11 protein-coding genes are annotated in these 15,257 nt (G+C 56.5%); 4 read left to right on the plus strand and 7 right to left on the minus strand.

The window, feature by feature from the left end:
- Positions 1-88: 88 nt before the first annotated feature.
- From IE089_RS03635 to sthA, 5 genes are all read right to left on the minus strand, one after another.
- Positions 89-766: a DUF6090 family protein gene (locus tag IE089_RS03635; protein ID WP_189475233.1), complete on the minus strand. Its 678-nt coding sequence runs from the start codon at positions 764-766 to the stop codon at positions 89-91.
- A 772-nt stretch (positions 767-1,538) separates the two neighbouring features.
- Complete coding sequence (locus IE089_RS03640; RefSeq protein WP_229802569.1) at positions 1,539-2,822, minus strand: cytochrome P450; 1,284 nt, start codon at positions 2,820-2,822, stop codon at positions 1,539-1,541.
- Between the two features lie 225 nt (positions 2,823-3,047).
- Positions 3,048-3,365 (minus strand): antibiotic biosynthesis monooxygenase family protein, encoded by a 318-nt coding sequence (locus IE089_RS03645; protein ID WP_189475237.1) that lies wholly within the window; start codon positions 3,363-3,365, stop codon positions 3,048-3,050.
- 66 nt (positions 3,366-3,431) lie between these two features.
- Positions 3,432-4,655 carry a cytochrome P450 gene (locus IE089_RS03650; protein ID WP_189475239.1) on the minus strand — a complete coding sequence of 408 codons (1,224 nt, stop codon included), beginning with the start codon at positions 4,653-4,655 and terminating at the stop codon, positions 3,432-3,434.
- Between the two features lie 17 nt (positions 4,656-4,672).
- Positions 4,673-6,070 carry a Si-specific NAD(P)(+) transhydrogenase gene (sthA, locus tag IE089_RS03655; RefSeq protein WP_189475241.1) on the minus strand — a complete coding sequence of 466 codons (1,398 nt, stop codon included), beginning with the start codon at positions 6,068-6,070 and terminating at the stop codon, positions 4,673-4,675.
- Between the two features lie 113 nt (positions 6,071-6,183).
- On the opposite strand from sthA, the gene IE089_RS03660 reads away from it, so the two are divergent.
- From IE089_RS03660 to IE089_RS03675, 4 genes are all read left to right on the plus strand, one after another.
- Positions 6,184-6,849 carry a glutathione S-transferase family protein gene (locus IE089_RS03660; RefSeq protein WP_189475243.1) on the plus strand — a complete coding sequence of 222 codons (666 nt, stop codon included), beginning with the start codon at positions 6,184-6,186 and terminating at the stop codon, positions 6,847-6,849.
- Complete coding sequence (rarD, locus tag IE089_RS03665) at positions 6,846-7,748, plus strand: EamA family transporter RarD (protein ID WP_189475245.1); 903 nt, start codon at positions 6,846-6,848, stop codon at positions 7,746-7,748. The genes IE089_RS03660 and rarD overlap by 4 nt, the downstream gene beginning before the upstream one ends.
- Positions 7,749-8,267: 519 nt before the next feature.
- Entirely contained in the window at positions 8,268-9,143 is an 876-nt protein-coding gene (locus IE089_RS03670; protein WP_189475247.1) for a haloalkane dehalogenase, read from the plus strand.
- A gap of 46 nt (positions 9,144-9,189) precedes the next feature.
- Complete coding sequence (locus tag IE089_RS03675; RefSeq protein WP_189475249.1) at positions 9,190-9,504, plus strand: DUF1330 domain-containing protein; 315 nt, start codon at positions 9,190-9,192, stop codon at positions 9,502-9,504.
- Between the two features lie 514 nt (positions 9,505-10,018).
- Here the strand turns inward: IE089_RS03675 and IE089_RS03680 are convergent.
- Entirely contained in the window at positions 10,019-11,173 is a 1,155-nt protein-coding gene (locus IE089_RS03680) for a helix-turn-helix transcriptional regulator (RefSeq protein ID WP_189475251.1), read from the minus strand.
- A gap of 18 nt (positions 11,174-11,191) precedes the next feature.
- Complete coding sequence (locus IE089_RS03685; RefSeq protein ID WP_189475253.1) at positions 11,192-15,160, minus strand: DUF1631 family protein; 3,969 nt, start codon at positions 15,158-15,160, stop codon at positions 11,192-11,194.
- Between the last annotated feature and the right edge of the window lie 97 nt (positions 15,161-15,257).

Here is a 15,257-nt window from a genome sequence, read left to right on the forward strand (position 1 = left end):
GTTGGCACTAAAATCGCGCATGCAACGCAAACTATCGCCGCGAGGAGGGGCCATCCGCTGTGGCCGGCCTCTGTTTGAAGGTCTACACCTAGCGCCCAGACAGCTCGGCGACGATCCGGTCGACCAGCCCCACTGCAACCCCCCTCTCAGTTTCCAGCATTTGGATAAGGCTGGCGGTGATAATATGCAGTTCGGAAATCCGCGCATAGGTTTCTGGATCAGTGCGCATCATATCCGCGCGCGTGATCGACAGTGGCAAGTCGATAGCTTGCCCGCTTAAGAATAGGTCTGTGTCACCACCTTGGATCGCACCGAGAAGCATGTAAGAAGAGAAATCGCGAGACAAACGTGCCGCCCGCTCCTGCGTGCGCACATTCGCGGCATCATCCCCGTAATAATCCGTCAAATCCGTACGCAATACCGGGTCTTGAAGCAAAGCGATGCTTTCGGCGGAGACCATATTTCGGAAAGAGACTGCACGAGGTCGATGCTCTGTGAAGGAGGATATCGTCGGCATTAGCTGAGCCACCCTGTTATCGTCAAGGCCATAAAACGGTTCGTCAGTGTCGGCGAGCATTTCAGTGAGCGTCACAATCTTCGCTACTTTGTCGGCATTAAAGTTCAAATCGTTATCAATACTGGCCAAATCGGCTTCGAGGTCAGCCAAGATCAAGTGGAGGTATTCCCTCTCTTTTTGTTCATCTATTCGGGCTTGGCTCCACTGATCTATCTGTAATGCCAGTAGAATGCCAACAACGATCAACACTACTTCACCGAGCGCGTACGCAAGCGATTGACGAATCCCGACACGTAAAGAGTTGTTTAAAAGTCTTCGGACTACCATTGTCGACCTCCTGTGTTAGGTGTGCACGCCAGTCCAGTCCAGTGCAGGCGCGGAATTCGCAACTGAAAAAAGAAGCCCCTAATGGCGTATTTGGTCCGCGGCGGTAACGCACAGCAGGGCGCTCGACACAGCGAGACTCAGCGAACAGAGCCAACGATACTGTATCAACCAGCCTGTGCCTGCAGCTTTCCCGTCACATGCCAATAAACAACGTCTTTTGACAACCTCGTATGTGATCTGATGAACAAATTAGCAAATGCTGTTGATGAGAACCATCAACAGCATTTTTTACCTGACTGACCAACCAGAACATCAACACACCTAATGAATTCCACTGCAGCAGATGTTTAGCCGCATTCAGTGAGTATGTGTAAGGTTCTGTGGCGATCGTTCAGCGGCGGCGGTGGTGAGCTCGTGCACAGTAAGGTGCGTGCTCTGAGGCCGTCAGGGCTGAAAACTGAGCCCACGATCGCTGCGTTTACCGAGTGATCCGTATGAGCCGGTGCGATGATTGAGTCGTGGATTTGAAAGGATGCTGGAGCGGCCGAAAGCGTGATTTGCCAATGAAGCCGATGCGGGTACGACCGGTGTTGTGCGCAACGTAACGTTGGGCTGGCTGCAAAGGCGAGATACCGTTTGTCGGAGCGATTGAGTGCCCCACCCGACATACGCAGGGTAGGGCGGTGTTTAAAAGTTACGTTTTGGGGTGTGCTATCACCTGCAAATCCTTAATGCCGTGCACGAAGCTGTGCTCAACGCGCTCGGGTTCGCCCACGACCTCCAAGCGGTCAAAGCGCTTCAATATCTCTTCCCACACTATCCGTAACTGTGCTTCAGCAACGCGATTACCCATACAGCGGTGGACGCCGAAGCCGAAGGCCATGTGCCTGCGAACATTGGGCCGGTCAATGATAAACTTGTCTGCGTCTGGGAAAAACGCTTCATCGCGATTACCTGAGGCGTACCACATAGCGATTTTGTCGCCCTTCTTGATCTGCTTGCCGCGAATCTCCACGTCTTCATTGGCGGTTCTGCGCATATAAGACAGAGGCGTCTGGTAACGAATAATCTCGGATACGGCCGAGGGTATCAGCGCCTCATCATCTTTGATTTTCTGGAACTCGTCCGGGTTTTCATGCATAAAATGGACGCCAGCAGACATGGAGTTGCGCGTCGTATCATTGCCGCCCACGATCAACAACATCAGGTTGCCCAGCAGTTCAACACCTTCCATATTTGCCGTAGCCGGGTTGTTGGCGAGCAAAGAAATAAAGTCCTGACTGTTATTACTTTCGCCCTGACGCTCTTTGAATAGCGCGGTGAACGTCAGGAGACACTCAGCCAGGTGGTTAAGCCTATCCTCATCGCTAATGCCCATAAGGATTGGGGGCGTAGTAATGACATCCGACCAAAAGGTGAGCTTGCTTCGCTCCTCGAACGGATAATCAAACAAAGTAGCCAGCATCCGCGTGGTGAGCTCGATTGACACCTTATCCACCCAATTAAATGGCGTGCCTATGGGTAGCTCGTCCAACACCTCCACAGTCCTACTACGGATCAGCTGATCGAGGTCTTTGAGTCGTACGGGACCGACCGCTGGAGACACCGCCGCTCGCTGTTCATCGTGCGTGGGTGGATCCATGGCAATGAACATCGGTGCGCGTTGTTCGCCCAGGATTTCGTCAAACAGCGCGATAGAGGGTTCTGATGAGAAGCGCTGAAAATCGCTGTCCACCGCCATGATGTCTTCGTAGCGCGTCAGAGACCAGTACGGGCCGATGTCGGGATTTTTGTCATGGTAGTGCACCGGATTCTCTTGGCGCAAACGTTTGAAGTACTCGTGGTGCTTTTGGGCCTGAAAGATCGAACCGGTTGCCAGGTCGATATCTTCCAGAGCCAGTGCCCATGGGTCTGCGTCCGGCGTTGTCGTCGGGGAGCGATAAAACTCTTCCGCATTCCCTGCTTCTGTCTGTTCCATTGCAGTTTCCATCTCAAAAACCTCTTGTGTTACCACTGTCAACATCTTGTGAGGCGCACTATACCTCACCTTTTGGCCGATTTGGCAGCGCCCGATGGCATATAGCGCCCCTTGGCGGCAAGGAGTCGCTGCTGCGCATGCAGGGCTTTCGCGCAGCGCGAGGGCAAAGAGATTGCCGTGGCGCCGTTCAGGGCGAAACGCTCGACGTCGAAGTGTGGTAAGCGGTTACAGGCTGTACTCGCGTTTGACATGCGCAATGCGGCAGGTGAATGCCGAATACCATTGATCCCGTCCGCGCTTTTGCGCCTCCACGTGATCTGCGTTCCGTTTCCAGCTCTGAATAGACGCCAGATCGCGCCAGTAGGAGACAGTGATACCAAGGCCCTCCCTTGCAGACTCGACGCCAAGATAACCCGGCTGCTCTGCAGCCAGCGTCAGCATGCGCAGCGCTGTATCCGCATAACCTTCGTCGGTACCGGTGCGCTCGGACGTAAAGATCACCGCGTAGTAGGGCGGCTCCGGGGTTGTAGCGATCAATGACATACGTTCACTCCCGTGCGGGGGTATACACAGTTCGAAGTGTGACAGTGGTGGCAGTCAAGGCGGGCCTCAGCGCGGCACAACCCGGGCCGGTACCTTGCCGGGAATTCTGAACAGTGACGGTGCCCACTCGATCGCAGATTCATCGACGCTCACGCTGTCGAAGCGCTTCGCCATGCCTTCAAACGCCATGGCTGCGTTCATGCGCGCCAGGTGTGAACCCAGGCAGAAATGAATGCCGCCCCCGAACGAGCAGTGTCGCGCCTCGGCACGGCCAATGTCGAAGCGGTCAGGGTCTGAGAACACCGCGGGGTCGCGGTTCGCTCCGATCAGAACCCCGAATACAGTGGCGTTAGCCGGTATGGTAATGCCGTCTATCGTCATGTCTTCCCAGAGAACGCGCAGCGTCATAGGAACGGACGGCTCAAAGCGCAGACATTCTTCCACCGCTGAATCTATCAAGTCTGGTGAGCGACCCAGCCGGCGAAACTCTTCGGGGTTTCGCGAGAATGCAATCATGCCATTGGCAATCAAACCGATGGTTGTCTCCAATCCGGCGATGAGCAGACCAATGCTTTGTTGCAGCAGCTCCTCGGTGTCTAGCCGGTCGCCGGCTTCTTCGGCGCTCACCATCAACCCCAGAATATCGTCGCTGGGTTGCTGCCTTCGCTGTTCAATCAATGCAAACATGTACTCGGCCAGTTCGAAGATCGCGGCTTCCGCTTCCTCCTGCAGATCGGGTAGAGCTCGCTTGGCCAATCGGTAAGTTGCCACCGATACCAGGCGGGACAATCTATCGCGGTCCTCGAAGGGGACGCCCAGCATGGCGCACATAGAGGCCGCGGGTACCATCAAAGCGAGATCGCTGACCAGATCCATTTCGCCGCGTGTCACTGCCTTATCGAGCTCCTGATCAACCAGTGGCTGGATGCTGGGGCGTATGGCGTCCAGTGCGCGTGGCGTAAACGCTTTGCTTACTAGTCGTCGTATGCGGTCGTGGTCCGGTGGATCCATGCGCAGCATAAAGCGCGATGCGTCAGTCTCCTCGCGGGTTTCTCCTGGGATCAGGCCGTCCAGGTCGCGCATGCCACTGTGGCTGTGTTTGAGCAGGTGTTGTATGTCTGCGTATCGCGACAGGCGCCACTCGTTATTGGGTGTGAGATTCACAGGCTGCGATTCGCGAAGGCCGCGGTAACGCTCGTGCGGGTCCGCCTTGAGATCCATGGTCTCCGGGTCAACGCCATACCAGCCTGGCGTAACCCCTGTGCTGTGTACCGCGTTTTCCCGACTCATGGATGCTCCTTGCCTGGCTAGTGGCTCAGTCGATTGAGGCCGTTAAGCGCGGCAATGCGATAGGCCTCGGCCATCGTGGGGTAGTTAAATGTGGTGCGAATGAAATAGGTCAGCGTGTTGCCGCCGCCGTCCTGTTTCATGATGGCCTGACCGATGTGAATAATTTCAGTGGCCTCAGCACCAAAGCAGTGAATGCCCAGTATTTCGAGGGTGTCCGGATTGAACAGTATCTTCAGCATGCCCACGTCTTCACCTGAAATCTGCCCGCGGGCCGTGTCCTTGAACAAGGCGCGACCAACTTCGAAGGGAACACGTGCATCGGTCAGCTCTTTTTCCGTGCGGCCTACCGAGCTAATTTCAGGAATGGTGTAAATGCCTGTAGGGACGTCATCTACGTATCGCACGGTTTCTTTGCCGCGGGATACTGCAGCGGCGGAGCGTCCCTGGTCGTAGGCGGCGGAGGCCAGGCTGGGCCAGCCGATCACATCCCCCACTGCATACACGCTTGGCACGCTTGTTTGGTAATGATGATTAACCTTCAGCTGCCCACGCCCGTCGGCTTTGAGGCCAATCGCCTGCAGGTTAAGTGTGTCGGTGTTGCCAGTGCGGCCGTTGCACCAGAGCAGCGCATCACTTTTAAGACGCTTACCGGATTTTAGGTACAGAACAACGCCGTCATCGGTGGCTTCCACCCGCTCATACTCTTCTCGATGCCGGACCATGACGCCCAGTTCGCGCAGGTGGTAGTCAAGCGCCACTGAAATTTCATCGTCAAGGAATGCCAACAGGTAGTCGAAACTGTTCACCAGTTCCACCTTAATGCCGAGGCCCGAGAAAATAGACGCATACTCGCAGCCGATGACGCCAGCGCCGTAAATGATCAGTTTGCGAGGCGTGTGTTTGAGATCGAGGATAGTGTCACTGTCGTAGATACGTGGGTGACTGAAGTCGACATTGTCAGGCTGGTAGGGTCGTGAGCCGGTGGCTATGACCACATCTTGCCCCGATACAGTCTCAACGCTGCCGTCCGGTTGTGCCACGGCTACCGTATGCTCGTCCACGAAGCGCGCGCCACCGCGGTAAACGTCAATGGCATTGCGCGCATAGAACTTGGAGCGCATCTCTACTTGTTTTTCAATGACGCCGGCGGCAACCGATAGGGCGGAGGGGTAGGGGATTTGACGACTGTGCCCGATCTCTCTGAACAGCTTGCCGGTATTGAAGCGCATCAACTGCTTCACCGCATGGCGCAGTGCCTTGGAGGGAATGGTGCCCTTGTGAGTGCACCCGCCGCCCACTTGTGTGCGATCTTCGATGACGGCGGCTGTCTTGTCATGCTTGGCGGCGTTAAGCGCTGCGCTCTCGCCCGCAGGACCGCTGCCAATCACCAAAACGTCATAATCGAATGCTGTCACTGGGACTCCCTTCGCTACCCCACCCCCGCAGCAAGTGTCGCGCTTACAGGGCAAAGACGTTATTGTAATCGCGCGCCCAGCGCAGGTAAATTCACGCGCCTTCAGGAGTTCCCATGGAAGACCTCACCCTCGTCATTGGAAACCGCAACTATTCGTCATGGTCACTGCGCGCCTGGCTGGCATTGGCGCATGCCGATGTTGAGTTTGAGACGGTTCTGTTACCCCTGGATACGCCACAATTTTTTGAGCGCATTGGCGAATACTCTTCCAGCGGCAGGGTGCCGGTATTGTGGCATGACGGTGTCTGCATTTGGGACTCGCTGGCGATTGGCGAGTACGTCAACGAGCAATTCGCCAGCGGCGGGCTCTGGCCTGAGGACAGTGCCAGCCGAGCAATGGGCCGAAGCATGGCCAGCGAAATGCACAGCAGTTTTATCGCGCTGCGCAATGCACTACCCATGAACATCAGGGCTAGTCGTGTGGTGCGGCTGGATGAGGCCACCCAATCGGATATTAATCGCGTCTTCACGCTGTGGGCCGATGCAAGAGCTGCGCACGCGGATGTCGGCCCCTTTTTGTTGGGCCAGTACACGTTGCTCGATGCTATGTTTGCCCCGGTGGTATCGCGGTTTAAAACCTACGACATTGCCCTGCCTGATGATTTGGAGGATTACGGGAAAGCCGTGCTCGCGGATACGGCAATGGTTCAGTGGACTGCAGAGGCTCTGCAAGAAACGGACATCGTCGATGCCGATGAGGCCGGGGAACCTCGTGAGTGACTGACGCTGGACAGGCAAAAAAAGGCACGCTGTATGGGATCGCGGCCAACCTCATTTGGGGGCTTGCGGCACTTTATTGGATAGAAACCCAGCCGGTGGATGCCCGGGACCTGTTGGCGCATCGCGCCTTCTGGTCTATACCCGTGGTATCGCTGGTGCTGCTATGGCTGGGGAAATTACGGGATGCCTCACTGCTTTTTACAAGGCCGAAGATCGTGGCCATTATGTCCCTCGCCGCTGTCTGTAGTGGTTCAAATTGGCTGATATTCCTGTGGGCGGTAACTCATGAGCGGGCGACCGAGGCCAGCCTGGGCTACTTCCTGTTGCCGCTGTTCAATGTTGTGGTGGGTCTCACGCTGTTTCGTGAGCGCATTGTCACTGCCCAGGCGGTGGGTGTTCTGTTCGCGGTCACTGCAGTAGCTGTACAGATAGCGTATTTCGGCGGGTTGCCACTGGTGGCGCTGGGCCTGGTAACGTCCTTTGGTCTGTATGGCGCGATTCGCAAAGCCGTACCCGTAGGGGCCACAGAGGGCCTGTTCATGGAAACCCTGATGATGATGCCCTTCGCCGCTGCCTGGTTGTTGATGCGCGACTGGGGTGGTCTGGGCCAACACGGTCTCAAAGTAGACCTGTTCCTGTTGGGCGCCGGGGTGTATACGGTTGTTCCCTTGATTGCCTACGTTGCGGCGAGCCGCTTGCTGCCGTTAACGGCGCTCGGGCTCGTATTTTATCTCGGACCCACCGCGCAATTGTTGGTGGCGACATTGGCTTTTGGTGAGCCCTTCGATGCCATTCAGGGGATGGCCTTCGGCCTTGTATGGATAGGTCTGGCCGTGGTGACCGTGGACGGCTTCCACCGAGCCAGAAAAGTGGATCGGCTGAGGGCGAACGACGTCTGATGTGTCTGGTATTTTCCGCAACTAACGAGAAGAGACGGACATCTAAAACTTGGCCGCACTGTTAATAGTACGAAACACTTGCCGCCTAAATTGAGCCTGCAGTGGTACTCCCCATCCCCGCGATACCAGGGACGGCGTTGTCGCACTGGCGGGTGTCGATATTTCCCTCGGCGAGAGGTGGGGTTTTGATGCCGGTTGTTGACTCATCAACATTGCGGCGGCGCTTAAAACCGCTGCGGTGAGGTGACGCACCAGGTCTTCATCGGCCTGTAAGTTGACGACATCGCGCTGGCCTCGAAGGTCTATGAGTAAAGCCCTGCGGTGGCTCTCGCCGCTTGCGGTTGAGGTTAGTTGAGGGCCAAATGGACCCGTTTTACTAACCGCCAGGTGCAGCTACCGCCAGCTCTCCCACACAGGCCTGAAAAAGTCGAAGTAGCGGTACCACATGTGGCATTGCTGATGACAATTTGTCACTGGTTTGGTTAAGCTGTTAGCCCCGCTCGGCAGCAAGGTAAGCCAATGTCCACCGATCACCGTTTTCCCAAGAAAGTTGCACAGGTGTTGGGCCGCTCCGTCGCCTACATTGAGGAAGGCGAGGGCGACCCCATTGTGCTGCTGCACGGTAATCCCACGTCCTCTTATTTGTGGCGTAACGTTATTCCCGGTCTGATGGGCAGCGGCAGGGTCATTGTGCCCGATCTGATCGGGCAGGGAGATTCTGAGAAGTTGCCCGAGGCTGAGGCCGCGCAGGGCTATACCTTTGAACTCGCTTATAACCATGTTGAAGGCTTGCTTGTTGAGCTCGGCGCCACAAGCAACGTTACTCTGGTGATTCATGACTGGGGCAGCGCCATCGGTTTTCACTGGGCTCGCATGCACCCGGATGCGGTTCGCGGTATCGCGTACATGGAAGGTATCGTGCGTCCAGTGGAGTGGGAGCAATGGCCCGAGGCGGCTCAGGGCATCTTTAAAGGCTTCCGCTCAGAGAAGGGCGAGGACCTGATTCTAAATCGCAACATGTTCATCGAAGCCGTGCTGCCCACATCCATTATGCGCACGCTGTCTGAGGAAGAAATGAACGCGTACCGAGCGCCCTTTTTGCGGCCGGAGGACAGGTACCCGACGCTCAACTGGCCACGACAAATACCGATCAGCGGGGAGCCGCCACATATGGTGGAATTGGTACAGGCCTATGCGGATTTCATGACGCAGGCGCCATTCCCCAAATTGTTTATCAACGCCGAGCCTGGCTCTATCCTGGTTGGAGAACAGCGTGAGTTTTGTCGCAGCTGGCCCAATCAACAGGAAGTCACCGTCAAAGGCCTGCATTTCATACAAGAAGATTCCGGTCCCGAAATCGGCGCAGCCGTCGCTGATTGGCTGGCCGATATTTGAGCCTGGCAGCTCACTACCTCACGCTTAACCAACCAAGGAGATAAAAATGGCAGATGCACCTGTGTACATCGTTGCGAACTTTATTATCGAAGACGCCGATGAGTATCGTAAATACGAGAAGGGATTTTTCCCGCTTCTGAAACGTCACGGTGGCGAGTTTCTTACCTACGACGATAGCACGCACACCTTTGAGGGCCCGGAGCCCAGAGACGGCCGCGTTGTGATGTTCAAATTCCCCAGTGAGGCTGCCGCTACTGAGTGGTATAACGACCCAGATTATCAGGCGCTGTCAGAGTTCCGCCGTGGCGGCACCAACCTGAAGTTTCTGACCATGGTGCATGGGTTACCACCGCGCGACTAATGCGAACGCCAGAGATGGTGCTGATGCAAACTTTGTGCGTCGGCACCGGCCAGCAAATGCATACTGTGCGGCTAAGTAATCCAGACGGTCCACAGCGCCATTCCCAGCAATCGCACTGTTTAAAGACGTTCAGCGATCGGCTGCAAAACAACGCGTCTAAACGCTGAGCTCACAGCCCAATAGCAAACATGGGGCGCCGCATGCCAACACTGAAAGCCAGTTTTAGTGGAGCGCCACCACCTGCGAAGGTCAGTGCGCAGTCGATCAATCCGCAGGGCATCAGTCCCCAACACGGCCCCAAGGCCATTGCCTGACCGGGATGACGAACGGGGAGCAACCGTGTTCTCAAGTGCCGGTGGTAGGCAAAGAGCGTCCAATTGGCAGTTGTGGCATCCACTCTCTACGGAGTTTTGGGCGACCACTGCGGTAGCGTTTTTGACACAGCGTCTTGCGCTGCAGGCCAGCGAGGTTTGGTATAGATCAGGGAATGCGTGCAGGGATCGTTGCGGGACGCCTAGCCCAGCGTGGCAACGCTTTTGAGCACCAAACGCACCAGTTCAGCCTGGCGTGACACGCCGGTTTTACTGAAGATGGATTTGAGCTGTGCCCTGGCGGTGTGCTGGGAAATGTTTTGGGTTTCGGAAACCTCGGCCAGGCTCAGGCCTCTGGAGAGCAAGATGGCGAGGTTGGCTTCCGCCGGCGTCAGTTCAAACAGCTCACCGAGCGTTGCCTGCGAGGCGGACTCCTTCATATCCGGGTCGCTGATAAACACCGCAGCGCTGGGGCTGGCCTGGCCCTCGTTCCATTCACCTGCAGGCACGGGGCGCACCACCAGGCCAAGGTCGGCGTGATCTGCACTGCGCGGAACCCGCAGTGCCCGCACTACCGATGTCTGGCCTTGCTGCTGCGCCTGAATCACCGTGCTTACCGCATCCTGCAGCTCACGGTTTGCATCGCGCCCATCGATATGCAGCCGTTCGCCTTGCAGCGAAAGCCCGTCGGCTTCGGCCAACAAAGCCCGCGCCAAAGCATTGGTGTTCAGCATGCGACCTTTTTCGTCGAGGATGATAGTGGCCACAGCCAGTTGGTCGACGGCGCCGGCGTAGAGGTCGCGTTCGGAGGTGGTGCGCGATAAGCGCGCGTACAAGCGTATTGCCCGGTTCAAATGGCTAGTGAGTTGAGTCAGCAACTCGCGCTGCGCATCTTCAAAGGGCGCAGACTCACTGGCTCGTGACACCCTTAGGCGGGCTAGCATGCCTCCGCTCTCTTCGGTATCCAGCCCCAGGATATGGAACAATCCCGCCGGCTGCAGATAGTCACGGTAGTAGGCAGAAGACGTAAGCTCTTCCCCTGGCATCAAATCTTGGAGGGCAACAACCGTATCCAGCGGCAGGTTAACGAAGGGGTCCAGTGCAAAAAACTGTTCGCGATACGCGCTCAATTCCCAGTCATTATTGTCGCCGCCGGGGCCCTTTTTGGTTTTGAACCCGGGGCGCAGGCAGTTGAGGATAACGCCGCGGTCACCCTCAGCCGGAGGTCGCAGCACTAGGGAAACGACGTCGGCTTCCATCGCGTCGCGCAACGATTCCAATGCCGACTGCCAGGGTGGTGTCTCCAGGGGACCTTCGTAAATCAGTCCGATCAGTTTATCCAGCGAGACGTCAGTCACGGCAGGGTTCCTGGCGATCTAGGTTTCTACCTGTGAAAGTTCAGCGGTGACGTCTGTCAGCAGCTTGGGCCGACCGACGCCCCAACCCTGGAAGTAGTCAACGCCAATCTCCTGCAGGGTTTCGATGATTTCGTCGTTCTCCACAGACTCTGCGATGGTCTCTTGCCCCAGGAAGTGGGCAAGGTCATTGATAGAACGCGCCATCGCATAGTCGTTTCGGTTTTTGTGGATGTTGGTAATGAAGGTGCCATCGATCTTCACGTAGTCCACTGGCAGTTCGCGCAGATAGTTGTGGCTTGCCAGGCCAGTGCCGAAATCATCGATGGAGAACTTGCAGCCAATATTGCGGAATGTGCGCACAAAGTCGGCAGCCTTCACGAGATTGGAGATCGTGCCTGTCTCGGTGATTTCAAAACACAGTTTGCTGGTACCAACACCAAATTCGGAGATCTGTTCCAGCAGGTAATCCAGGAAGCCGTCGTCGGTGACGCTGTGTCCCGATAAGTTAATCGCAAGGCTGGGCACAACTTTCTGCGCATCGATGAGCTCGCTGATCCACTGGAATGCCTCGCGAACCACCCAGCGATCTACCAGGCTCATAAAGCCATAGCGCTCCGCAGATTGGATAAACTCTTCAGGGGAGGCGAGAGAGCCATCCTTATTGGTGAGACTGAGCAGCAACTCGTAGTGCTTGGACTCCATGCCACTGCCATCGGCCGCGCTTTTGACAATAGGCTGTGCCCGCAGCACAAAACGATCAGTGGCTAGCGCTTTCTCCAGGTCATCCTTGGAGCGTTGTTGCGCCTCTCGCTTTTCGATAATTCGGCTTTGCTCTTCCGTGTACTGTACCGCTCGATTACGCCCCTGATCTTTCGCCAACCCCATGGCGCCGGAGGCAGACTGAAGCACCTCGTCAACGCTGTTGCTGTAATCGCGAATGGGCGCGACGCCGATAGAGACGGTGAAAGTTACCTTCTCCCCATCGATTTCCATTTCGCTGGCGGCAATGTCCTTGCAAATCTTGTTGGCCACTTCCATGGCCTTGTCCAACGGCCGGTCGATCAGCAGCACACCGAACTCGTCGTCACCCAAGCGAGCCGACGACGTTTTCTTGCCGTGCATTTGCGATAGCAGTTTGGCGAACTCCAGCAAGACCTGATCGCCGTTAACGCGGTCATAGACATCATTGACCAGACCGAAGTTGTCGATATTTAGCACTAACACCGCGTGCCGCGAGCCGCGCCTGTGCGCATGACGCAGTGCGCGCTTCATCTGATCTTCGAAAGTGCTGCGATTGATCAGTTTGGTCAGCGCATCGTGGTTGCGGTCAAAGCTGAGCGTTTTCTGTACGTGCTCCAGTGTGCCGTACATGCTCTGGTCCACCAGGGACATCTTGTCCGCAGTGGGTGGGGGTTGAACCCCGCGACTGAGTTGTCGTGCCAGTTGCACCGAACTCAATTCAGCGCTCTTTTGGCCGCGCTCATTAACGAAGATGTATCGGTCTTTATCTTCACTGATCCAGGCGAGCTGCATGCGTTGCTTGTGCCCGCTGCTGTCTTTGTACGATAGCCATGTGCCGGTTTGCACTTGTTCTGCGCGTCGAACCCAGCGCCGCAGGCGGGGCAGGGTGTTGATCTTGTCGCGTCGCTCTCGGGGCGTCAGCGTCAGTTTTTCAGGTGTAGAGATAGGTTTAGTCGCCACCGGGCACTCGCCGGCGATGGTGTCCTTGATCTCTTGCAGCACAGGCTCGTGAGCAATGCTCGCCGGCAGTGCGCTGCTGATCTGCTGACCGATCATGTCGATGATGGAGTCAGATTCCATCGACCGCTGTGCCTGCTGGTCCGGTTCTACTGAACCGTTCATTTGCTCGGTGAGCCACAGTGCCAGTGTATCCAGGTTCTTTACCTGATCTTTCCAAGCTGGGCTGTTGGCACCTTCCTTGACATGTGTCAGTACCAGCATGTCACGCCAGCCGGCTTCTGCTAGATCCGCAAGGGCCTTCGGCGCAGAGGGTGGGCGAATGCGGGCGCCCAGCACGCGATCGACTTCGCGCTGCGCCTTGGCCAGTCGCTCCTGACCTTCCTGAGTGCGCACCACCCGTTCAACGTTTCGTTGGTGGGCGCTTTCCTGTTGGTTAACCAGCTTGTCGATTTTGGAGAGGGCAGAGTCGAAGACCGAACTGTCTTGGTCATAGTCTTTGACAATGTTGCCGACGATCTCGCCGACGCGGTTTTCCAGCGCTTTGTTCGGGAAGTTGGCCGAAGATGAGAGCTTGGATAGCTTGTCCAGAACAGCGCGTGCCGAATGGCCCCGGTCAACGAAAAACTGAGGCTCGTTAAGGGCAAGTTTCGCTAACGGAATTTGGAGGTCACCCAGAGCGGGTTTCAGCGACTGGGAAACATCAACCTGCGATCGAATGGTGCCGAACAAATTGTCGATCAGGTCTAGCTGGTTCAGGGTGTCCGGTGCCAGCCCAGCCGTATCCTTGAGCGAGTCAATGTTCTGTGCATTTTCTGCCAGGTAGCTGCGTAAAGAGTTACCTTCTTGCACAGCGCTGCGCGCACTGGAATCCTGCTGCAGAGCTCCCAGAACAGAGCTGAGCAGGTCGGCATCGGCGAGATTGGCCGATGCGTCATCGCCGCTTGTCGGCGCGGAAGGATCATCGACGACGGTCTCTCCGCTGGCGGCGGGGTTGCCGTAGTTCTTTGAGTTGCCACCGCCCCTGCGAAAATTCAGTGCATCGATAACCGACCGATAAAGGTCTGTGGGCTGCAGCTTTTGCGTGATCTTATCAACCACGCCGTCCACAACCTTCTCGACCATAGGGTCGTTCTGTGCTCGTCCGGCGGTGTCGCCGCTGCCCGCCCTGTCTGTGGATTGCCAGGGGGTGGGCTGTGCCTCTGATTGCTGCTCCGACGGCGCCTGCTCGTCCTCAGTCGATTGGCTGCGCGGCGCGGGTTTGCGCGGCTTCTGACGCTGGGGACGATTGAGCAGCGTTCCCTTGGCGGAAATTTCGTTTTCCAAGCCGGATTTTATGCCTTCTGCCTCGAGCAGGCCATTCAGTGCGCTGTAGTAATCTGCCAACTCCTTGAGGAAGCGTGTCTGGAAAAAGTCAAAAATAGCTGGCACTGCGGAGTGGGGGATGCCTTTACCGTTGAGGGCGGCATGGAACCCGCGGCACAGTTGGAGTATGTCATTGGGCACACGGATCTTGAGCGGGTCGGCCTGAATAACGTCGGCCATGCGAATGGTCAGAGCTTCCAGCGCTACCCTGTGCAACTCTTCCCCGGCGGTGACCATGCGATCAACCGCGAGAAAATCCTCGTACTCGTTGATATCAACCAGGTCGAGGTTGTTGGGACCATCAAGCGGCGACTGTTCTTCTACTTTTGCTGGGGTCAGATCGCCGTAATTGTCGCGCACCCGACCCAGGATAGCGTTGATGATCTCCCGTTCATTACGTTTGCAGGCGTTCATCGCCTCATAGAACAGGTTGTGACCCTGAGAACTGGTTTTGCTGGTGGACGCCAGGTCCAGAAGCTCGCCATTCAATGCATTGCAAAAGCTTTGCAGTTTGGTGTCCAGCAGCTCCAGCGCCTTGCTTTTCAGGGCGTCGATCAACGCGTTGTTGGGGGGCCGTTGGCTCCGCACTGGTGTCGCCGGTTGTTGAAGCTCGCCGCGCAATAGTTGATGCAGCGCTTCACACTGTAAGGCATCGTTCGTTGTGTTTAATGAAACCACCAGCGCATGGGCGCGTAAGTTGCTAATGCTTGCATCGAAAGCCTGGGGCTTGCCAGACGGGGTGTTGATGCCTTCACAGTAGAAGCTTATCGCCGTGCCAATTTCGGGTGCTTCGTTCGTAACAGTCTGCGGCAGGAAAATCAGTTCGCCGTGATCGTTGTGCCTCACGCGTCCATCAAGGCGCACTTTGCCCGGCAACATAACAATTGCTTTGGCGACGACTGCTTGTGCTGGGGTGGCAGACATTGGCGTCCTTATTCGGCGTGGAATAACGATCGGTCATGAAACCGGTCTTACAACCTCGTGAGTATACCCCGCGCCTCAGAGCACACAATCGGCTGCG

The organism is Parahalioglobus pacificus, assembly GCF_014652275.1.
In the GTDB taxonomy this organism is placed as follows: Bacteria; Pseudomonadota; Gammaproteobacteria; order Pseudomonadales; family Halieaceae; genus Parahalioglobus; species Parahalioglobus pacificus.